Origin of the sequence: Paenibacillus alkaliterrae (assembly GCF_021532375.1) — a bacterium.
Lineage (GTDB): Bacteria > Bacillota > Bacilli > Paenibacillales > Paenibacillaceae > Pristimantibacillus > Pristimantibacillus alkaliterrae.
Genome location: NZ_JAKGAP010000067.1, coordinates 1 through 20,414, shown reverse-complemented (window position 1 = coordinate 20,414; position 20,414 = coordinate 1). Strand labels below are relative to the sequence as shown.

At 49.5% G+C, this 20,414-nt stretch carries 21 protein-coding genes; 16 read left to right on the top strand and 5 right to left on the bottom strand.

The annotated features are described in order from the left end of the window. The 8 genes from L1N85_RS21740 to L1N85_RS21705 all read left to right on the top strand — a co-directional run bounded on the left by L1N85_RS21740 (window position 1) and on the right by L1N85_RS21705 (window position 8,762). Window positions 1-939, top strand: coding sequence for an ABC transporter permease (locus L1N85_RS21740; RefSeq protein WP_235241163.1), 939 nt, complete (start codon window positions 1-3; stop codon window positions 937-939). 59 nt (window positions 940-998) lie between these two features. Next, complete coding sequence (locus L1N85_RS21735) at window positions 999-1,970, top strand: nucleoside hydrolase (protein ID WP_235241162.1); 972 nt, start codon at window positions 999-1,001, stop codon at window positions 1,968-1,970. A 15-nt stretch (window positions 1,971-1,985) separates the two neighbouring features. Beyond that, on the top strand, window positions 1,986-2,927 hold the full coding sequence (locus L1N85_RS21730; protein ID WP_235241160.1) for an EamA family transporter: 942 nt from the start codon (window positions 1,986-1,988) through the stop codon (window positions 2,925-2,927). A gap of 28 nt (window positions 2,928-2,955) precedes the next feature. Next, on the top strand, window positions 2,956-3,885 hold the full coding sequence (locus L1N85_RS21725; protein WP_235241159.1) for a nucleoside hydrolase: 930 nt from the start codon (window positions 2,956-2,958) through the stop codon (window positions 3,883-3,885). A gap of 255 nt (window positions 3,886-4,140) precedes the next feature. Then, window positions 4,141-6,348, top strand: coding sequence for a rhamnogalacturonan lyase (locus tag L1N85_RS21720; RefSeq protein ID WP_235241176.1), 2,208 nt, complete (start codon window positions 4,141-4,143; stop codon window positions 6,346-6,348). 201 nt (window positions 6,349-6,549) lie between these two features. Beyond that, window positions 6,550-6,972, top strand: a complete 423-nt coding sequence (gene mntA, locus L1N85_RS21715) for a type VII toxin-antitoxin system MntA family adenylyltransferase antitoxin (protein WP_235241158.1) — start codon at window positions 6,550-6,552, stop codon at window positions 6,970-6,972. After that, complete coding sequence (hepT, locus tag L1N85_RS21710; RefSeq protein WP_235241157.1) at window positions 6,962-7,375, top strand: type VII toxin-antitoxin system HepT family RNase toxin; 414 nt, start codon at window positions 6,962-6,964, stop codon at window positions 7,373-7,375. Before mntA ends, hepT begins: the two co-directional genes overlap by 11 nt. A 394-nt stretch (window positions 7,376-7,769) precedes the next feature. Beyond that, window positions 7,770-8,762, top strand: coding sequence for a phosphotransferase enzyme family protein (locus tag L1N85_RS21705; protein ID WP_235241156.1), 993 nt, complete (start codon window positions 7,770-7,772; stop codon window positions 8,760-8,762). A gap of 370 nt (window positions 8,763-9,132) precedes the next feature. Here L1N85_RS21705 and L1N85_RS21700 read toward each other — a convergent pair whose 3' ends face one another. After that, window positions 9,133-9,897, bottom strand: coding sequence for an exodeoxyribonuclease III (locus L1N85_RS21700; protein WP_235241155.1), 765 nt, complete (start codon window positions 9,895-9,897; stop codon window positions 9,133-9,135). 202 nt (window positions 9,898-10,099) lie between these two features. Here L1N85_RS21700 and L1N85_RS21695 point away from each other — a divergent pair, with 202 nt between their 5' ends. Continuing rightward, window positions 10,100-10,735 (top strand): heme-degrading domain-containing protein, encoded by a 636-nt coding sequence (locus L1N85_RS21695; protein ID WP_235241154.1) that lies wholly within the window; start codon window positions 10,100-10,102, stop codon window positions 10,733-10,735. 2 nt (window positions 10,736-10,737) lie between these two features. Then, window positions 10,738-11,565, top strand: coding sequence for an AraC family transcriptional regulator (locus tag L1N85_RS21690; RefSeq protein WP_235241153.1), 828 nt, complete (start codon window positions 10,738-10,740; stop codon window positions 11,563-11,565). Window positions 11,566-11,598: 33 nt separating this feature from the next. Here L1N85_RS21690 and L1N85_RS21685 read toward each other — a convergent pair whose 3' ends face one another. After that, entirely contained in the window at window positions 11,599-13,008 is a 1,410-nt protein-coding gene (locus tag L1N85_RS21685) for a HEAT repeat domain-containing protein (RefSeq protein WP_235241151.1), read from the bottom strand. Between the two features lie 282 nt (window positions 13,009-13,290). On the opposite strand from L1N85_RS21685, the gene L1N85_RS21680 reads away from it, so the two are divergent. Continuing rightward, window positions 13,291-14,217: a phosphotransferase family protein gene (locus tag L1N85_RS21680; protein WP_235241148.1), complete on the top strand. Its 927-nt coding sequence runs from the start codon at window positions 13,291-13,293 to the stop codon at window positions 14,215-14,217. Window positions 14,218-14,257: 40 nt separating this feature from the next. Then, window positions 14,258-14,686, top strand: a complete 429-nt coding sequence (locus L1N85_RS21675) for a DUF6157 family protein (RefSeq protein ID WP_235241146.1) — start codon at window positions 14,258-14,260, stop codon at window positions 14,684-14,686. A gap of 22 nt (window positions 14,687-14,708) precedes the next feature. Here the strand turns inward: L1N85_RS21675 and L1N85_RS21670 are convergent, their stop codons facing one another. After that, window positions 14,709-15,578 (bottom strand): helix-turn-helix transcriptional regulator, encoded by an 870-nt coding sequence (locus tag L1N85_RS21670; protein ID WP_235241144.1) that lies wholly within the window; start codon window positions 15,576-15,578, stop codon window positions 14,709-14,711. 120 nt (window positions 15,579-15,698) lie between these two features. On the opposite strand from L1N85_RS21670, the gene L1N85_RS21665 reads away from it, so the two are divergent. Then, window positions 15,699-16,802 (top strand): glycoside hydrolase family 172 protein, encoded by a 1,104-nt coding sequence (locus L1N85_RS21665; RefSeq protein WP_235241142.1) that lies wholly within the window; start codon window positions 15,699-15,701, stop codon window positions 16,800-16,802. 87 nt (window positions 16,803-16,889) lie between these two features. Here L1N85_RS21665 and L1N85_RS21660 read toward each other — a convergent pair whose 3' ends face one another. Next, the gene (locus L1N85_RS21660; protein WP_235241140.1) at window positions 16,890-17,666 is read right to left on the bottom strand and encodes a 3'-5' exonuclease; all 777 of its coding nucleotides are present in this window, start codon (window positions 17,664-17,666) and stop codon (window positions 16,890-16,892) included. A 135-nt stretch (window positions 17,667-17,801) separates the two neighbouring features. Here L1N85_RS21660 and L1N85_RS21655 point away from each other — a divergent pair, with 135 nt between their 5' ends. From L1N85_RS21655 to L1N85_RS21645, 3 genes are all read left to right on the top strand, one after another. After that, the gene (locus L1N85_RS21655; protein WP_235241139.1) at window positions 17,802-18,995 is read left to right on the top strand and encodes an MFS transporter; all 1,194 of its coding nucleotides are present in this window, start codon (window positions 17,802-17,804) and stop codon (window positions 18,993-18,995) included. A 44-nt stretch (window positions 18,996-19,039) separates the two neighbouring features. After that, window positions 19,040-19,513: an S-layer homology domain-containing protein gene (locus tag L1N85_RS27720; RefSeq protein WP_235241137.1), complete on the top strand. Its 474-nt coding sequence runs from the start codon at window positions 19,040-19,042 to the stop codon at window positions 19,511-19,513. Between the two features lie 155 nt (window positions 19,514-19,668). Beyond that, entirely contained in the window at window positions 19,669-20,091 is a 423-nt protein-coding gene (locus L1N85_RS21645) for a VOC family protein (protein ID WP_235241135.1), read from the top strand. Between the two features lie 84 nt (window positions 20,092-20,175). Here L1N85_RS21645 and L1N85_RS21640 read toward each other — a convergent pair. Next, the coding region (locus L1N85_RS21640) for a hypothetical protein (RefSeq protein ID WP_235241134.1) at window positions 20,176-20,414 on the bottom strand (239 nt) is incomplete at its 5' end.

Sequence of the window (20,414 nt, the reverse complement as noted above, 5' to 3'; positions counted from 1 at the left end):
ATGTGGCAATCGCTTTGGTCACAGATCATGGATTTAACCCTTGTCGTCGTGATGCTGCGTTTTATGACGCCGATTCTATTATCCGCTTTAGGAGGGCTTATTTCCGAAATCGCTGGCGTTATCAATATCGGTTTGGAAGGCTTGATGCTGATTTCGGCTTTCACCTCTATCGCGGTCGGTTCCGCTACGGGAAGCTGGGTGCTTGGAACGCTTGCCGGTGTGGCAGCCTCCGTCATGATTTGTTACGGGATGGGTTTTTTCTCGATAAAGCTGAAAGTAGATATTATCATAGCAGGTTTTGCTGTAAACATTTTCGGATCAGGCTTTACGATCTTTATGATGAGCAGAATTTACGGAGTCTCAGGCAACTATTCTCCGAGCGGTTTGAATAACATTCCTGCCATCAACATTCCATTTATTCAGCATATACCGGTTTTGGGCAAGCTGCTAAGCGGACATAGCTTGATGGTATGGATAGCCTTGATTTCTGTCATTTTCTGTATGCTATTGATATACCGGACGCCTTACGGTGTGCATTTGCGTTCGGTGGGCGAAGCGCCTGAAGCGGCTAAATCGTTAGGCATTCCGGTAAACCGTATACAGTATTCCGCGCTCGCTTGGAGCGGCGTATTTGCCGGATTGGCCGGGGCTTATTTATCGATGGGCATGACGAGCATGTTTGTCAAAGATATGACAGCCGGCACAGGATTTTTGGCACTAGCCGTTGTGCTGCTCGGTAATCGGAACCCGGCAGGCATCTTCTTCGGAGCGATCATTTTCGGATTGGCCAGCGCTGTAACGACTCTTGTACAGACAACGCCTGGAAGTCCGATTCCGAGCCAGTTCATTCAAATGATTCCATATGTCGTTACGATTATTGCGCTAGTCTTCTTCGCCGTTCGCAAAAAAAGAAGGCGGATTGTGCTAGCTCAAGGATAAAGAATTCGTACAGGCTTATAAATACTTTTTTTAAAAACTACGCATAGAAGGTGGAAGCGATGACCAAATCCCGAATGATTATGGACGTTGATACAGGTATCGACGACGCATTAGCTTTACTGTTTGCAGTAAAATCGGGCGATATTCAGCTTGAAGGAATCACCACGGTCTTCGGTAATGTAAGTGTGGAGCAAGCGACTCAGAACACGCTGCAGGTTCTGGAGCTTGCGGGAGCGCCTGCCGATATTCCGGTTGCCGTTGGCGCGGGACGCCCGCTTTTTCGCGAATGGCTCGGCCCGGTTGAACATATTCACGGCGACAATGGAATAGGCGGCTATAAACTGCCTGCGCCAAAACGTAAGCCGATCGAAGAGCACGCTGCCGATTTTATCGTACGTAAAGTGAACGAGCATAAACAGGAATTAACGCTTGTGTTCGTTGGTAGACTGACTAATTTGGCGATCGCTCTTGCCAAAGATCCGTCCATCGCTCAAAAAGTCAAACGTCTCGTGCTGATGGGCGGCGCTTTGCGGGTGCCAGGGAATGTAACCCCGGTTTCGGAAGCGAATATATGGGGAGATCCTGAAGCGGCCCATCGCGTGTTTGAGTCGGGCATGCCGATTACGATGGTCGGACTCGACGTAACGATGAAAACGATTTTGCGGGAAGAGCATGTGGAGCAAATGAAGCGGCAGGCATCGGCTGACGATGAACCAATGGTTTCATTTGTGGAACAGATACTGGAATATTATTTCAAGGCGTATGAGGAGCATAACGGATTCTACGGCTCTCCGCTTCATGATCCGATGGCCGTTGCGGTTGCAGTCGATCCGTCGCTTGTAGAAACGGAAGATCATTTGATTAAGATCGAAACCAAAGGTGCATTAAGCGCGGGAGCTACGTTAGGCGATTTGAGAAGAGCCCGGGCAGTAACCAATGCTTCCGTATGCGTGCGTGTCGATTCGGAACGCTTCATAAATAAATTCATTGATGTTCTTGCAGGGAACCCTTCTTTGCAAACGCAGAAATAAAGTTAGGAGATAAAGATGCGTTCGATTGTTATTATATTGCTCGGGGCAATCAGTTATGGGCTTCTGTCAACTTTTGTGAAATTAGCTTATCGTTCGGGATTTTCGACGAATGATGTAGTAGGCAGCCAGCTGATATTCGGAATCGCCATGATGTCGCTGCTGCTGCTGGTTGTCGGCCGGATAAAAAATGTTCCGGTGATGAAGGGTGTTTCGGTTAGGGCGTTGATCGCGCTTCTTCCTACCGGTATTACGGTGGGAGCGACAAGCATTTTATATTACAGCGCCTTGCAATACATTCCCGCATCCATCGCGATCGTCTTGTTATTTCAATTCACATGGATGGGGGTGCTGATCGAAGCGGTCGTAGAGCGCAAACGCCCGGGGAAAGAGAAGATGGTCGCCTTGGTGCTGGTGCTGGCCGGAACGGTCATGGCCGGCGGGCTGATTGACGGGGGATGGAAGCAATTTACGCTGGCAGGTGTCATTCTTGGGCTGTTATCCGCGTTTTCTTACGCGTTATTTATTACGTTAAGCGGAAAAGCCGCTCTTCAAGTAGCTCCTCTTACAAGAAGCACGATCATTATTTTTATTTCAGCCGTCATGATCACGTTAATATATCCTCCGAAATTTTTCTCTAACGGTGCTTTGGGTGAAGGATTGTTGTTATGGGGATTTTTGCTTGCTTTGTTCGGAGCCGTCATCCCTCCGATTTGTTTTGCGATAGGAGTGCCTAAATCAGGGGGAGGACTTGCCTCCATCCTAAGTGCGGCGGAGCTGCCGGTAGCGGTGATCATGTCGGGTATCGTTCTGCATGAGCGCGTAACCTTGCTCCAATGGATAGGTGTTGTTGTCATATTAATTGGTGTAGCGCTGCCGGAACTGCTCATTCGGCAAAAGCGTGCACGAAACATTCCGCTTGCCGGAGGACCTGCTAAAGGCCGGCGCATTTCATTATAAGCTTGACGTAATCAGAGGAGGAAACGAATTGAAGAAGATTGTTCTGGATGTAGATACGGGAATTGACGATTCGCTGGCGATTGCCTACGCGGTTCATTCTCCCGAGCTTGAGGTACTCGGTGTGACAACCTGCTTCGGGAACGTAACGGTGGAGGAAGCGACCCGCAATACGCTCGTCGTGCTGGAACACTTAGACAGCAACGTGCCGGTTATTCCGGGTGCGGCTAAGCCGCTGTTTCGGGATCCGACGAAAGGAAATACGACATATATTCATGGTGAAGACGGAATCGGGAATACGCTTTCCGCAGAACCGCAGCGTCAGGCTTTAAGCGAGCATGCCGCTAATTTTATCGTTGAACAAGTGAGAATACTGCCGGGGCAAGTTACGATCATTACGGTTGGAACACTCACCAATCTGGCTCTTGCCATTATGAAGGCGCCGGAGATTGTCAGTCTTGTCGATAAGGTCGTCATCATGGGTGGAGCGGTAACGGTACATGGGAATATTACCCCTTCAGCCGAAGCAAACATCTATGCCGATCCGGAAGCGGCCGAGTACGTGTTCCGCTCCGGCATTCCGATTACGCTTGTCGGTCTCGACGTGACAATGAAGACGTTGCTTCCGCTTGAGGTGCTGCAAAGCTGGCGTGATAAAAATACCCGGATCGGTCATTTGCTGGCCGATATGACGGAATTCTACATTGGCGCCTACGAAGATTTCTATCCCGGAATAGGCGGATGCGCGCTGCACGATCCTTTGGCGGTAGGCGTAGCCATCAACCCGGAATTTGTGAAAACCGTTCCGATGCATGTGCAGGTTGATGTAGAAGGGGTGCATTCGCTCGGCCGAACAGTAGGCGATCTTAGAAGCATTCCGGGCTCGGGCCCGAATATGGATGTCTGCATCGAAGTGGATGCAGACCGGTTTTTAAAGCATTTTTTAAGCCTAGTCGTGTAAAAGCGGATGTCAATGTGTCCGGTTTGGACAAACTTCTCCCTTCGGGAAGTTTGTCTTTTTTTTATCACGGCGGTATGTCAAGTGGCGAATGTCAAATAAGTCGCAGTGCGGCAAAAAAGTACTATCCCGAATCGCTGAGAAAACAAGAAAGTATGATTGCCCTTAAGAAGCTGTTCCCTTATGTTAAAGCAAGGGGAGGGTGATCAATTGAAACCGATAGAAGAAAAGCATAAGCTTCAAGCGACGGATGGAGCTATGGTGCAGCTTGAATATCTGGATCGAGGATTGGTAGGCGCCGTTACTTCCGAAGGAGTGTTTCTAAGCTGGAGATTGCTCGGGAACGAAGTGAACGGTTATGCGGACAACGGGCTGAGCGGCGCCGATTTCAACCTATATCGCGACGGGGTCCGTATCGCCGCCATATTTGACAGCAGTAATTATTTGGATCGCAGCGGGACTCGTACATCCACCTATTTTGTTTGCGCTGTCATCGATGGAATAGAAGTCGACCGATGCGCGGAGGTAACCCCTTGGGAGAACCCGTATTATGAAATTCCGCTGCGGAAGCCCGCGAGCGGCGTCACGCCTGCCGGAGAGACCTATACCTACTCCGCTAATGATATGAGCGTCGCTGATGTGGATGGGGACGGCCAGTATGAGTACTTTGTCAAATGGGATCCTTCCAACTCCAAGGATGTGTCGCATTCCGGATATACCGGTCCCGTTTATATCGACTGCTATAAGCTTGACGGAACCCTGCTTTACCGAATTGACCTCGGTGTCAACATTCGGGCAGGAGCTCACTATACGCAGTTCTTGGCGTACGATTTCGACGGAGACGGCAAGGCGGAACTGATATTCAAGACGGCACCCGGAACGAAAGTTATTCACTACGATCGAGACGGAACCCCCGCCTCCGAAACTTATATTACCATGCTTCAGGAAGATGCGTCGGCCGGATACAGTCATAATGACGATTACCGGATGAGCAGTGCGGATTACTATGAGCATGTCGTGCAGATGTTTATGGGATGGCACAAGCATGAGGAAGTAACGGCCGGACGTTGGCCTGCGGCTTTGGAGCAGATTTTCGGGATCGACGGCTCATTCCGTTATCCGTTGTCTCGGGAAGATGCGGAACGGCTCGCCGATTACTTCATCGACGTTTACGCGCCGAGCAGGAACGGACGTAACGATCTGCGCTCCTTCGAGGGCTTCATCCTGAAGGGCCCGGAATACTTGACCGTATTTCATGGCCAGACGGGAGAAGAGCTCGAGACAATCCGCTATAAACCATGCCGCCATGATGACGGTCTCATGTGGGGCGATTATTCGTGGAACCGCATTGAACCGGGCAACCGGGTGGATCGTTTCCTCGCCGGCGTGGCGTATTTGGACGGCAAGAGGCCGTACGCCATAATTGCACGAGGCTACTACACTAGAGCCGCGGTCGTCTCTTACTTCTGGGACGGGAAACATCTGAAGGAGATGTGGTTTGTCGACAGCGGTTGGGTCACCATGAATAATCCGTTCAACGATTCGCTTCATTTGGAGGATGGACGAAATGAGCAATTCGGCAGCCTTGCGGGGCAGGGCGCACACTCCTTGAGCATAGCGGACGTAGACGGCGATGGCTGTCATGAGATTATTTACGGGGCGGCTACAATCGACCATGATGGAACGATTTTGTATAGCTCGAGAGCTATTCTCCCGTCTGAAAGTGCAGCGCCGGGCACGATTGCCAAGCTCGGTCACGGCGATGCTCTTCATGTAGCGAACATCGACCCGGACCGGCCGGGATTGGAAATTTTCATGGTTCACGAGAGCGGCGTATGGGGGCCATACGGCTATACGCTTCGAGATGCCGCAACCGGCGAAGTGCTGTATGGCGGTTTCGCCGCTGATGATGTGGGACGCGGCATGATCGGCCAGGTCGACCCTGTGTACCGCGGCTTGCAAACCTGGTCGAGCGAAGACATTTTAAGCCAAGATACGTTCGGTTTGATGACGGCAAAGGGACAGCAAGTGGATAGAAAAGCTCCCGGTACCAACATGAGCATCAAATGGTCGGCTGACATGACGACCCAAATCGTCAGTGGCACTTTCGATCAGCCTGTCGTTATTGACGATTGGAAGAGAGGCCGGCTGCTTACAGCAGAAGGGACAAGCTCTAATAATGGAACGAAAGGGAATCCATGCCTTGTTGCAGATATATTCGGGGACTGGAGAGAAGAACTGCTGGTACGAACGGCAGACAGCTCGGCGATTCGGATCTACTTAAGCACGGAGGTAACCGACCGCAAATTGTATACGCTGATGCACGACGTTCAATACAGAACCGGCGTAGCCTGGCAAAATGTCGTATACAATCAGCCGTGCTACCCCAGCTTTTATTTTGCATCCGACATCGATTGGGCGAAGGTTCCGATTCCAAAGCTGCATATGCCCCTGCATGTAGGATGAATATAACTATTCTATCTCCAGAAACGAGAGATGAGAACTTAATTACAATACAGCAGGCTGCCGACATTCGCTACTCGGCAGCTGTTTTTTTGTTCCATTGGCACAAACGGGATTCGTGAGGCATATTCACATTTCTTATACACAAGCTGCCATGATATAATAAGGTACTTTTTTAGATCTATATGAGAGGAGAATGAATGCATGGTAAGCAACGGTTTAAGCGATGAGCACAAGACAGAAATTGTCCGTTTTTTAATGGATGAGCTGCAGGCTTATGCCATCATTTTATTCGGGTCAGCTGCCAAGAACTCGCTCCGTCAAGATAGCGATGCGGATATCGCATTCCTATCAAAGAACAGTTTTTCATCCTATGACCTCTTTATGGCGGCCCAACGTCTGGCGGAGCTGCTTCACCGTGAAGTTGATTTGATCGATTTTCGGAAAGCCAGTTCAGTTTTTAAATCTCAAATCATCGGCGGAGGCGTTCTCTTGTACGATAACGAGCCGCTCGAACGACAATATGCCTTCATGCAAGCCTTGAAAGAATATGCGTACCTAAACGATGAACGTCATGAAATATTAGAAAATAAGGGATATCCAGGAGGGTTGAACAATGGCAAGTGAAATTATTCTGAACAAAACCGATACGATTGAGCGGTGCATTCGAAGAATACATGAGGAATATGCCAATAATGAAGAGAACTTACTCAATTTCACAAAACAAGATTCTATTATTTTGAATTTACAAAGAGCTTGCGAGGCTTCTATTGATTTGGCTATGCACATCGTTGCAGCGAAGAAGTTCGGAATCCCGCAGAACAGTCGTGACGCCTTTACATACTTACATCAGAATGGCGTCATCGATGACAGCCTAAATCAAAGCTTGAAGGCGATGGTAGGCTTCCGCAATATTGCCGTTCATGATTACCAAGCGATACAAATCGAAATTGTAAAAGCGATTATTGATAAGCATCTGAGTGATTTCATTCTGTTTGCCAAACGAGTACAGACTTATATGGCAAGCTAAAATGATCAACCGAGGGACGGATAACGAGGGCTGCGGCTGTTGCTTATAAAAGCATGTTTGCATTGAGCGAACAAGAGAATTTCCCTGACTGTTTACTGCGGTACTGGAACTTGGGAGAGATTGTAAGCGCAGTAGCTGCCCCCGGGTTAGTGATCGATCAACTGGCTGAAGAACCGTGAAGTGATGGGAATCATTTCCTTCCTGGAAGCTTTACGCTTGTTGCAAACAAATATAAGGTCGAGAGAACCTGAATCAATGAGAGTTGTATTTACACTTATGAAAGGAGAATGGCAATCCATGAGGGGTGGCCATTTTTCGTCAGACAGCGCGGAGAACCGTATCACAAGGCATTACGCTAACTGACAACTTTAACACAATAATCCAAGGAGAACCCATGGACCCACAAATTAAATTATTGTTCCTTGACGAGCACGCCATGGAAGGTGCCGCGCGTTTCGGTGTAAGCCAAGAGGAACTGTCCTTCATTGGAGGATTTCAAAACTTTATCTATTCCTACACTCGCGAAGAATGCAAATATATTCTCCGTTTCACACCTAGCACCCTTCGCATGCAGGAAGGACTTGAAGCCGAATTAGAATGGATTCGTTATCTGGCGGAGAATGGTATGTCAGTCTCAGAGCCGATACCTTCGGTTCATGGCATAGACATCGAACGAGTCCCAGGAAAGATAATCGATTTTTATGCGACCTCCTTCAGACACGCTCCCGGCCGTAAAATCGGATACCCTGAATGCCTAGGTAATCCTTTACTTTATAAACAATGCGGACGCACGACCGGCCAACTGCATGAACTGGCGAAACGTTACGAACCTTTGGCCAGAAGACACACGTGGGAGCGTAACGAATACCTCTTACGAGCCAGAAAGTATATACCACCAGAGCATGAATTAATCCTTCATGCCCTTGATGAACTTAATGAACTTTTGGCTAGTCTGCCTGTTACCCCGGATAATTTCGGTCTGATTCACGGGGATATCAATGTAGGCAATTTTACGGTCGATGAAACCGGTGAAATAACGCTCTTCGACTTCGACGAATGCCAATACAGTTGGTTTGCCGAGGATATTGCCATTCAACTCTATTATTTGCTTTACGTATTCGGGGAAGATTCGAAGTCCGAACGGAAAGTGCAGTACGAAATGTTTATTGAGCATTTCGTACGAGGCTATACAGAGGATGGCCGCCAGATGCCCGCCGGCTGGAAGGAGAAGTTGTCGCTCTTCCTTAGGCTTCGCGAAATTATTGTATTCGTCGGAATATACCGGAGCTGGGATTTACATCAACCGGACGATTGGACCCGCGATTTTCTGCGAGACAGTCGAATGCGGATCATCAAGGGACTATCGTTGATCGACGATTTTCTATAGTATCCAAGTGATGGATGCGCTGAACAAACAGTGAACGATAGTGCGATGACAACAAGCTGCCGATAATTTCGGCAGCCTGTTCAGCTAAATAGCAGGTTAATTCAGTAAGTCTCTCACATAAAAATGCAGGCTAAAGGACACTAGAGCGCTTATTCCCTTTAAAAGCAGCTATAGAGGGGATGTATCGGACACCAGAGTCGCTATTAGTTTGGTGGAATCTCAAGATGTGATTGAGATTTTTCATGACGGAATTATAAAGACAACCATTACGAATTTAAACGGAGGCATGGACATTAACACGTAAGATGCTGCAATAATGGCGGCGGCAGTCTAGGACTATATTTTTCCGTCCCAGGCTGCCGCCATTTCGCTACTCGTTTAAACCTGCAATCTCAAGAATAACGGGACAATGATCGCTGCCCAGCACATGGGCGTCAATATGAGTGCCGGCCAAGGAGGCGCTTAGTCTGGAGGAAACGAGGAAGTAGTCGATTCTCCAACCCACGTTCCGCTCTCTAATCTTTGGCATGTAGGACCACCAGGAATAAGCATCCGTCCGGTCCGGGTAGAAATGTCTGAATGTATCGATAAAGCCGGCGTCCAGCAGCTCTGTCATTTTACCGCGTTCCTCAAGCGTAAAGCCGGAGTTGCCGATATTGGATTTCGGATTTTTGAGATCGATCTCTTGATGAGCCACATTCAAATCCCCGCAAACAATAACAGGCTTCAGCTTGTCCAACTGCTGCAGATAACTGCGGAACCGATCCTCCCATTCCAGCCTGTACGCCAGCCTCGTTAAATCGCGCTTCGCATTTGGCGTATAGACGTTGACGAGATAGAATGTCTCAAACTCCAGCGTGAGGATTCTGCCTTCAGGCTCCTCATCCTCCTCGATTCCGTATCGTACCGTGATGGGCTTTAACCGCGAATAAACGGCGGTACCGGAATAACCCTTCTTAACGGCATAATTCCAAAACTGATGATATTCCTCGCCTATTTCAAGGCAGATTTGCCCTTCCTGCAGCTTCGATTCTTGAATACAAAACAAATCTGCATCCGCTTCATTAAAATAATCAATAAATCCTTTGTTGACGCAAGCCCTAAGGCCGTTAACATTCCACGATACCAGCTTCATGATCATTTATCTCCTTGCCGATTGAATTCGCTTCGTTCTACAGAAGGTGCCGTAACGGCACCCTCAATTATAGCAGAAACTTAACAGCTAAGAGGATTTACCATGCAGAGAGAACGAGATGACTGGAAAATATGGATTGACGCCCCCAGCCGATTCGGATAGAGTAGCTTTACTTACCGTTATTGGCAGAAAGGGGTTCTATATGAGCAAGACAAAGAGCAGTCATTCCATAGGTCAATATTATGCGATGCTAAGCCGCTATTTGCTACCCCAGAGGAAGGCGTTTACGGTACTTGCGGCGCTTCTCATTGGCTCCATTGGTCTACAGCTGATCAACCCGCAAATTATCCGGTATTTTATCGATACGGCACAATCGGATAAGGCTCTGGAGCGGATGGAGAGGGAAGAGCAAGAGCTTCGTTTCAAGTCGTTCACGAATGAGACAGCCTTGAAGCTGGGTTTAATGATCGTGGATGAAACCCGGAAGAACGACAAGCGAATTACGGTTGATGTGACCAGAGAAGGCCACAGGCTGTTTCTTCATGCCATGGAGGGAACGTCGCCCGAAAACGAGGATTGGATTCGCCGCAAAAACAATGTCGTGAATCGTTTCGGCTCGAGCTCATGGCATGTCGCCTGCAGGCTTCGAAGTGAAGGGACAACGCTGGAGGTGAAGCATGGGCTTCCAATCACCGATTATGTGGGAGCAGGAGGAGGGTTTCCGCTCTTTGTCGATGATGAGGGGCAGGTAGGAACCGTCACGGTATCCGGACTTCCGAATCAAGAGGACCATGATCTTCTTGTAGCGGCGCTGCGCCGGATTTTGGCGGGTGAATAACGATGGATGCTGGTATGAAAACCTTTTGGAGGTCGTATCTGACAGGTTTGCAGTTGCATGTCGCCATCGCTGAATATACGAAAGTGCCCGTTACGTGGAATGACGATGATTATACGCCGGATGTGAACAAGCTTTATTATATCCAGGAGGGCGAAGGGTATATTAAGGTCGGCAATCGCAAGCTTTACCCGAAGCCCGGCGACCTCTGCCTGATGCCTGCCGATGTCGTTCAGTCCTATGGAACGGTGGGCGCCAGCACGTACGGCAAATACTGGTGCCACTTTACAGCGAAACTGAATAATCTCAATCTATTTCAAGTGCTTGAAACGCCGACTATTATATCAGTGAGCGACCATCAGTCGTTAAAAAGTAAATTCGAGCGCCTCATCCATCATCACAGGAGTGAGGAGTGGACCGCAGACCTGCATGTGCAGGCTGCTTTTCTGGAAATCCTGGCCCTGTTCCTGGAGCAATCCGAGCAGGTGGGGATCCATACGCCGGCATCGGGCTCGTTCGAGAAGATGAATGTCGTACTCGCTTACATCGAGGAGCATCTATCCGACAATATGACAGTGGATTTGCTGGCGCAGCTGGTACATTTTCACCCCAACTATTTCATACGCATGTTCAAAAATACGACTGGACTTTCTCCCATCCAGTATGTCAATCGCAAACGCATGGACAAAGCGAGACAGCTTCTCTCGTTTACATCGAACAGCATATCGGGCATCGCCGAGTCGCTTGGTATGGATGCGACGTACTTCTCGCGTCTGTTCAAGGAATATACGGCGCTGTCGCCGAGCGAGTATAGAGAAATTTCAACAAAATAGAGGCTATCCCCGAAGTGGGACAGCCTCTATGCATTAAGGATAAAAAGCGTTAGCCTTCGTGGTGGTCGTGCACCAACGGGCATTAAACAACGATTTGATCAAAATGTCCTTGGCTTCTTCCGTGCCGATGTAACGAAGCGCTTCGAGCGCATGTGCCCGAACGTAGCGATTGTCATCTTCAAGCGCGTCCGCTAAAGCGGGAACGGCCGAAGCCGCAGCGGAGCCTAAGCGGGATAACGAAAGGCCAGCGGTAAAACGAACCTGAGTATCCTCATCCTGCAAGCATCGAATCAATTCATCGACACTTCCTTGGCTGGAACCGCCAATCATGCCAAAGGCTTCAGCCACCGTGCTTCGCACCGAAGCGGAGGAGTGAGACAAGAGACGGCCAAGCTCCGGAAGAGCGCTTTCGGCCAGGTGACGCAGCTCCCCAAGCGCAAACGCCGCATGTTTGACGGTTTCCTCGCGCTCGCTTAATAGGGCTTCAGTCAATCCGTCGATTGCCGCGGGACCCGCAGCGGATAGGCCGTAAGCGGATAAGCGCGATACGTCCACCCGGTCATGATGGAGTCCTTTCAACAGCTCTTCGATTCCTCGCTCGCCATACCTCGCTAATTCATACGCCGCATTCAGCGCGTTCGGCTCGAATGTATCTTCTAATGCCTTCGCATGTTCTTCGACCTGGTCTCCGTCTGCAGTCGCCGAGTCGGCCAGGCTGCCGATGCTGCCTGACAGCCAGTTCCACGTTTCCTCCCACATGGTCTCATGACGGGCAATCGGAAGTTTGAGGCCGGCTGGCTCCGTCCAAGTCGCAGCCTGATTATTCCAGGATGGCGCGGTGGGAGCGGCGGTACGCATAAACTCAAATTTCAGCATGTAGCGGGCATTGCCCAGCACATTTGGCGTAGAGCGGTGCCAAATATCGTAATGAATGAGCGCGAACGTGCCGGCCTTCCCGCTGGCGCAGGCTTCGCCGGGCGTTTCGTCGGGGACGAAGGCGCGTGTTTCATAATTTTGCGTGCCCGGCATGACGCCTGTCGGTCCGAGCTCAAGCGGAGTATCCTGCGGAAAATACATGACCATCGCCCACCATGGATGATGGTTGCGCATTTTCGAATAGCCCCAGTAGCTGTCCTTATGCCAACCGCCGGCAACGGGCTGAGCATTGTAGTGACCATGGCGGTGAGCATGCAGCATATAGTCCGGACCAAGAACGCTTGTTAACGCGCCCGTAATAACGGGATGATCGAACACTTGCTGAATCTCGCGGATGCGCGGCAGCAAATTGTTGCCCGGGTTTCCTTCTTCCTCGTACACACGGCTGAGCTCATCTGTCATGGCGCGGTGAAAGGCCTCGGGGAAATCGGCGTTTAAAATCAGAAAACCTTCCGTAATAAATCGTCTCATTTGTTCATCATTGAGTAAGATAGGTGAGCTGCTCATATAATCGGTAACCTCCTGGTAAATGGCGATTTGAATTTCTACACCGATTATAGGAGATGCGCGGCTGATACTACATACACGAAACTAAGCGAAACTTGCATAAAACTAACTACGTGGACGCAGGGAGGGAAAATATTCATTTGTAAAAAAATGAGAAAAATATAGGTTGTGCGCTATCATCCTCAACCGTATAATAAATTCAACTATAGCCGGGAATGAGCTTTGATCATTTCGGGCCTTTTTCATAGAACCAATCATTGAAAAAGGCAGGGGGGAAATCGTATGACAGCCTATGAAAAACCAAGCTTGGACATCGGTGCTGTTAAGCGGCTGCTCGAGCAGCGGAGCCGTATAGAGGCGGAGGATATAGCTCCGGTTAGCGGAGGCAACTTAAGCAGCGTATTTTTCTTTAAGCAGGGCGGTAAGGAGTTCGTCATCCGGTTCAGCGACCTTGCCGGTTCCTATGATAGAGAACGGTATATCTCGAGACTGCTGGCTTCGCAGGGAGTTCCTTATCCGAGAGTGCTGGATGACGGAAAGCTTGGCAGCCTTTCTTATTCGATCTCCGAGAAGCTGGAGGGAGGAATGCTTGCAGATGTGCCGGAGGAACAAAGAGGCGGGCTTATGCCCGATCTGGTTAAGCATATTTCCGCGATGAACCGCGTTGACGTCAGCTCGACCCGCGGCTACGGCTGGCTTGATGGAAGCGGCGGCGGAACGTATGAGACGTGGGAGCAGTTTGCGGCCGACGTTTATAAGGAAGAGCAGAACGGAACCTTTTGGGAAAATTGGACGGAGCTTTATCATACGACCTTTCTCGAGAAGGATGTGTTCGAGGAATGTTATGCGCGGCTGATGGCTTATGCGCCGTACAATGCGCCTCATCGGCATTTTGTCCATAATGATTGCCATGCTTGGAACCTGTTGACCGACGGACGGACCATTACGGGAATTATTGACGCTAACTGCATATACGGCGACTTTCTGATCGACCTGTCCATAGCGGAAAGCGCGATTCCCGGGCATGACGTTATTCAGGCCTTTCGGGATTATCAGGAACGGCAGGGCATCGCCATGCCTCATTTCAAGGAGCGTCTGCTCGGCGCCCGCCATTACAAGGGGCTGGACGGCCTGCGCTTTTATGCGAAGATGGGTTGGAGACCTGCCTATGATTATTTGCGTGGCTTTCTTTTGAACCTTACAAGTTAAAAGGTATAATACGGCTATCGATATGCGGGAGGTATAGGCTATGGAATGGAACTACTATAATACGTTCATTACGGTCTCGCCGGATTGTCCGGCGGAGTTTGGTACGGTGCCGCCGGACAAGAAGGACGGACGCACGAAACCAAGCCTGGAATATGAGCTGGCCGCCGGCCAGCCATACGGTTACACGCAGGAGGAGCTGATGTACGAGGTGCATGTTCGGCATAAGGAGTTAACGGCTGAGGAATTGGCGGAGAGAGGAACAGAAACTCGGGAGCAATTTTTCGCTAAGCCGACAGCATGCCTGCGTGCATCTATGCTTCCAAAGAAATACGGATGGGGCATTCATTTCAACGAGGAAGGCAAAATGAAGCTTGTGCCTAGAGAATCCGCTGAATACCTTCAATTTGTTGAAGGCGATAGCGGGAAGGTAAAGGTTCTTGCAGGCATGCGCAACAGTAAAAAGAAATAGCGAAGTTACATACGTCCAACCTTTATTTTTGCAGACGGTATTTGGAAGGGCAGCAGCCCGCATTCGCTTTGAATGCGCGGCTGAACGCATGGATGTTCGAATACCCGAGCTGCTCGGCGATATCCTTCAAGGACAAGTAAGTATATTGGATCATCATTTTGGCTTTTTCCATCCGGATCTGCTGGTGATATTGGATAGGCGTCATTTGAAACATTTTTTTGAACAGATGAATCAAGTGAAACTTGCTGATATGGAACCGCTCAGATAGCTCATCCAGCTTGACGCTGCGGTGTACGTTATGATCGATATAAGTCCGAACCTCCGAAAGCAGCTCCATATGTCCATCAATTTTCATCTTGCTTCCCCAATATTGCTCTCTCATAATTTGGGACAAAATCGCGAGCAGACAGCCTTTGATACGGAGCTCATAAAAGGGAGGCTTTGTTTCGAATTCGCGAATCAGCTCGAATAACGCTTGTTCCAAGGGAAGAGGGTCGCCCGGACGAAAGTGACTTGGCATGAAAAATGGCGGGGCGGACAACTCGTTCTCCCGAAACCATCCCCGTTCCTTCGCATTCATCTGGTCGAGCGGTTTAAAGGACACGCCGATTTCTTTGCTGTCAGGCTGGACATACAGATCGAAATGAACATGAGGCTGGCGAACGCGCGCACCGCCGATAATTTGAATAGAGTGTCTTTGCCCCGGTTTAAAGAAGAAGCAGTCGCCAGCCTTCCCGTAGTAAACCTCGTCCTCCACGGTCACCAAAAACTGGCCTTCCATCAGGTACAGCAACTCATAATCCCAAATGACCCGCTCGTCCATCTTCCACGAAGATTCCAGCACACTGTCGATCGCCACCCGAATATACGGGGACAGATTTTCGATCTTCATTCCAGTCACCTCAGCAATTTATGATAAACAACTCAACAATAAAAGGTAATGGATAATCGTAATTATCATTATATAATAAGTTCGTAAATACACAATATATGGTACACGAGGTGATGGATCATGCTGCAGCAACAAGGACTAGGATTCGGCTTATCCTCCGCTCCGCTCGTCACGAAAGCACGCACCCGCTCGATTTCGGCAGAAAATCCGAACGGCGAAAAGGGACAAGGCGGCAAAGAAACGAGCAACTTGGGCGTGGGAAGAAAAGGAAGGCCTGCAATTACGCTTAATCAGGGCGAAGAGGTCACGCTTGCCCATATTCAAGGGACCGGTGTCATCCAGCATTTCTGGATCACCGTCGCAGATAAAACAGGAAAAGGGCATGCGGCGCAATACGTTCTCCGCGATCTTGTTCTCCGCATGTACTGGGATGATGAAACGACCCCTTCGGTCGAAGTTCCCCTCGGCGATTTTTTCTGCAATGGCTTCGGTGTGCGAACCAACGTCAATTCGCTTCCGATCTCCGTCGTCCCGACGGGCGGCATGAACTGTTATATTCCGATGCCGTTTCGGCAATCGGCGAAAATCACGATCGAGAATCAGCATGCCGCTAACATTGATGGATTTTTCTATACGTTCAATTATATGCTTGTTGACCAGCTGCCGGAGAATGCAGCGTACTTCCACGCGCAGTGGCGCCGCGAAAGCGTCACCGAAATCGGCAAAGACTACACGATTCTGGACAATGTCAAAGGTACGGGGCAATATATCGGCACATACCTCGCATGGGCCGCATTGGAGAGAAACTGGTGGGGCGAAGGCGAGATCAAGTTCTATATGGATGGCGACCAGGATTGGCCGACCCTATGCGGAACGGGTACGGAGGATTACGTGGGAGGTGCATGGTGCTTCAACAATATGAGGACGAATGAACCGGAATCGTACTCCACGCCGTATTTGGGCTATAAGTTTTACAAGGAAACGACCGAAATCGACGCCTGGTATGGCCATAATGTACCGATGCATGGCATGTACCGCTGGCATCTGCCCGACCCGATCCGTTTCGAAAGCGATCTGCGTGTAACGATTCAGCAAATCGGGCATGACCATACCAAGCTGTTCGAACGCTCCGACGACATCTCTTCCGTGGCGTATTGGTATCAGATGGAGCCCCATGCACCATTCCCTGCGCTGCTCCCGGCTAGTCGGAGATGGCCGAGGTAAGACTTATGCTTTGCATGCAGCAATAGACGAAGAACGTCCCGTTCCAATATCGACGTGTGGAAACGGGACGTTTTTCTAACGCTAATCCTAGCCCGCTTGTCCAGCCGAAGGCTTCCCGGCTTTCGCCGTTTCGGCTTCGAAATACTGCTGAAGCTCTGCAACCTTCCGGACATCCTCGAATGATGCCTTGCCGGCCAAATACTTTTCCGCGAAAACTTCCCACTGGGGCACAATCTTCTGCGCGTTCATCGATCGAATCGCATTTTTAACCATTCTTCTTTCCTTGGCATTCGTATAGGTATCTTTAAACTGCTGCTTGAGTTCAAAGTCCAGCTCCGAAAAGATCTTCCGAAATACCTCGGCCGTCATCCGGGCATCGTCCAATGCGCGATGCGCCGAGCCTTCAGCAGCAATTTCAAGCTCAAGCAGAGCGGCCTCGACGCTCACGTCGTTCGTAACGTTCTTATAACGAATGTAGCCCTTTAGCAGGTCGAAATAATCCGCCGCCATCCAAAAGCTGTCATCGAGCTTATGCATCCGCGTATCAAATACGATTCGCTTCAAATCCTCGCCGCCCCAAGTAAGGAGCATAAAGCTCTCGCTTTGCTTCAGCCAGGCGACAAAATCGGCAATGACCTTCGGAAATCGGCTCGCCCCGTCGATATCCTCTTGCGGAATGCCGGTTTTCTTCTTAATAAAGCTGTTCAACTTGGAGAAATAAACCGGTTTGACCAAAGCGGAAAATTCATCTATATGTTCTAAAGAGCCGTTCAATCGAACAGCGCCGATTTCAATAACCTCCATAGGGAGCTCGCTCGCAAACTTTCGCCCGTTAAATTCGATGTCCAATACGATATAGTCCAAAATCGTTACCTCCGTTAAATAGCGTGTGTTCTCCATTCTATCAGAAAAAGCAAGAGAAGGGGGAACTACAATATTGGAAGTTCCAAAGATGGAAAACGGTTGCATTCAGCGCAGGCTACGTTATATGGTATAACTATGAAAAATAATGGACCATTTCATATTATTAAAGCTTTTAACTTCTTCGTTTACGGAGCGCTTGCCGTTTACAGCACTTTTTTCGCTTTGTATTTGCAATCGATCGGCATGTCGACGCTGGAAATTGGCGCATTAATGGCGGGCGGGCCGGTCGTATCTATCATTGCGAATCCGTTATGGGGCTATTTGAGCGACCGGTTCCGTAATGTGCGGATGATCCTCATCATCATGCTCATCGGCAGCATGCTCATTATGCAGCTCGTCTTTCTGTTTCAATCGTACACAATCATTTATGCAAGCATGCTGTGCTTTTTCTTCTTTCAAATGCCGTTGTTTTCGCAGAGCAATAGCTTGATCCTTAACAGCATAGAAGGTACGGGCCATAAGTTCGGGGCGTTTCGGCTGTTCGGCTCGCTTGGCTGGGCGTTGATGGCTGTCGCGGCGGGGCCTGTTATCGGACATCTTGGCATAGACCGGCTGTGGCTGGTTTATACGGTCATGATGCTGATCTCGCTTGGTTTTGCTTTTTCACTGCCAAAAGGAGAGGTAAAGGGAGCGGCCCGGAAGGGAAAGGTCAATTACCGATCGATGTTCGTTAACCGCTCCTTCCTGCTGTTTCTCATCATTGGGCTCGTCATCTCGATACCAAACTCGATGAACACGACGTTTATCTCTTTGTATATAACCGAGCTGGGAGGCCACGCCTCGTTAATCGGCTGGTCGGCTTTTTGGTCGTCAATATTCGAGATTCCCGTGTTTCTGCTGATGGATCGTTATTTGAAGAGAAATGTCAAGACGATGGTGCTGTGCGTAGTAGCTATCAGCCTGTTGTACGCGCTGCGATGGTTCCTCATGGCGGAGGCGGACAGCGCTGAGCAGATTATTTACATTCAGGCGCTCCATTGCCTGACCTTCGGCGGCTACTACTATATTGGAACGCAGCTAACGGTACTTCTTGTTCCTGCAGAATTCAGAGCCTCCGGCCAAGCCGTTTACGCGCTTACGTATGGCGGATTGTCAGGCATTGCCGCAGGCGTAGTCGGCGGCTGGATGTTCGAGACAGCTGGTCCGCAGGCCATGTACCGGCTCGGAGGCATACTGGCCGCAATCGGCGTCGTGGGCTTCACGCTGCTGTATATGCGGCTTCGCAAGAAGGCTGACAGCGGCAAGGACGAAGCGCAGACTGCAAGCTGAAGCAGTTGGGACCATTCAGGTGAAACCTTTTGCGGTGAGCAAGCGTGCAAGGCATTTCGCTAATCGTAAGAACGACGCAAATCAGTCTTGCAGCCATTAGCTTTACGACCGCTCCTACAGCGGACGGTTATTTCACGAAGGTGAGTAACGATGCATGGTATGCGGAGGATTTTGTTATCGCGCATCAAAACGGTCTGGACATTCCGGCGGATTTCGATCCGAACGCGGTGCTGTCCAAAGAGCAATTTGTTCATTACTTGGTGCAAGTGATCGAGCTGACGGGACAATACCCATTGGTGAAATTGTTCATTCCTATCGAAGATGAGCAGGATATCAATGTAACGTGTCAAGGCACGATTCAGCGAGCGCTGCTGTACAAAATCGTCTCCTTAAACGAGGAAGGCAACTTCGATCCGGCACATGTGCTGACACGCGCGGAGGCGGCAGCCATTTTGTACGATGCACGAGCGTTTATTGAGGCTCATCAGGACAATACCATCATGGAGCCGGAAGCCTAACGGCTAATGACATAAAGCAAGCAGCTGAGTGGATGAACCTTTCTCAATATCACTCCTTATTATGTCCGTTTTTTACAATCTAAAAGGGATCGTATACAGTTAAAGTAGAAAGATCGACTGAGACAAGTACATTATTTTACGGAGGTATTTAAATTATGAAACCGCGAATTACAGTCATTACATTGGGTGTAGATGATTTGGAAAGATCTTTGGAATTCTATCGCGACGGACTGGGGCTGCCGACACAAGGTATAGTTGGCAAAGAATTCGAGCATGGCGCCGTTGCCTTTTTCGACTTGCAATCAGGCTTAAAGCTTGCCATTTGGAATCGCAAAGATATTGCCCATGAGGCAAAGGTTCTTCAGACTGCATCAAGCCCTACCGAATTTACTATTGGTCACAATGTAGGCAGTAAAGAAGAAGTGGATAAGGTGATGGAACAGGCAAAAAAGGCCGGTGCAAGTATAACAGACCCGGCTCACGACGCCTTTTGGGGTGGATACTCCGGTCACTTCCAAGACCCCGATGGCCATTTGTGGGAAGTAGTCTGGAATCCAGAGTGGGAGCTTAAGGACTAACTTCAACTTGTGACCGTTTCCTTTTTATATATCGGCCTGCCGCTTCTAACCCTATGAAAGAGTTAGAAGCCATTACAATAAGTTCTAACAGTTTTTACTGTTTCCATTCCAATGCTTCATCGATATCGACCAACGGGCGTCCATAGTGCCGTTTCGCTCTAAAATTATGAATTTCGTCACATGCCTTCTCCATTTTTTCCATAATAATGGCTTGCGGCATACCGGACGCGGCTGAAGCCCTATGAAAACCTCAACAGAAGATGAGGGTAAGCAAACTTGCAGGCCGTAACATAAAGTGAATCCTGCCGCATCGATAAGGTGAC

Bases quoted from the DNA above. Each gene is read 5' to 3' on its own strand.
- L1N85_RS21740 (WP_235241163.1), top strand. From the start codon at position 1: ATGTGGCAATCGCTTTGGTCACAGATCATGGATTTAACCCTTGTCGTC.
- L1N85_RS21735 (WP_235241162.1), top strand. From the start codon at position 999: ATGACCAAATCCCGAATGATTATGGACGTTGATACAGGTATCGACGAC.
- L1N85_RS21730 (WP_235241160.1), top strand. From the start codon at position 1,986: ATGCGTTCGATTGTTATTATATTGCTCGGGGCAATCAGTTATGGGCTT.
- L1N85_RS21720 (WP_235241176.1), top strand. From the start codon at position 4,141: ATGGTGCAGCTTGAATATCTGGATCGAGGATTGGTAGGCGCCGTTACT.
- mntA (WP_235241158.1), top strand. From the start codon at position 6,550: ATGGTAAGCAACGGTTTAAGCGATGAGCACAAGACAGAAATTGTCCGT.
- hepT (WP_235241157.1), top strand. From the start codon at position 6,962: ATGGCAAGTGAAATTATTCTGAACAAAACCGATACGATTGAGCGGTGC.
- L1N85_RS21705 (WP_235241156.1), top strand. From the start codon at position 7,770: ATGGACCCACAAATTAAATTATTGTTCCTTGACGAGCACGCCATGGAA.
- L1N85_RS21700 (WP_235241155.1), bottom strand. From the start codon at position 9,897: ATGAAGCTGGTATCGTGGAATGTTAACGGCCTTAGGGCTTGCGTCAAC.
- L1N85_RS21695 (WP_235241154.1), top strand. From the start codon at position 10,100: ATGAGCAAGACAAAGAGCAGTCATTCCATAGGTCAATATTATGCGATG.
- L1N85_RS21690 (WP_235241153.1), top strand. From the start codon at position 10,738: ATGGATGCTGGTATGAAAACCTTTTGGAGGTCGTATCTGACAGGTTTG.
- L1N85_RS21685 (WP_235241151.1), bottom strand. From the start codon at position 13,008: ATGAGCAGCTCACCTATCTTACTCAATGATGAACAAATGAGACGATTT.
- L1N85_RS21680 (WP_235241148.1), top strand. From the start codon at position 13,291: ATGACAGCCTATGAAAAACCAAGCTTGGACATCGGTGCTGTTAAGCGG.
- L1N85_RS21675 (WP_235241146.1), top strand. From the start codon at position 14,258: ATGGAATGGAACTACTATAATACGTTCATTACGGTCTCGCCGGATTGT.
- L1N85_RS21670 (WP_235241144.1), bottom strand. From the start codon at position 15,578: ATGAAGATCGAAAATCTGTCCCCGTATATTCGGGTGGCGATCGACAGT.
- L1N85_RS21665 (WP_235241142.1), top strand. From the start codon at position 15,699: ATGCTGCAGCAACAAGGACTAGGATTCGGCTTATCCTCCGCTCCGCTC.
- L1N85_RS21655 (WP_235241139.1), top strand. From the start codon at position 17,802: ATGAAAAATAATGGACCATTTCATATTATTAAAGCTTTTAACTTCTTC.
- L1N85_RS21645 (WP_235241135.1), top strand. From the start codon at position 19,669: ATGAAACCGCGAATTACAGTCATTACATTGGGTGTAGATGATTTGGAA.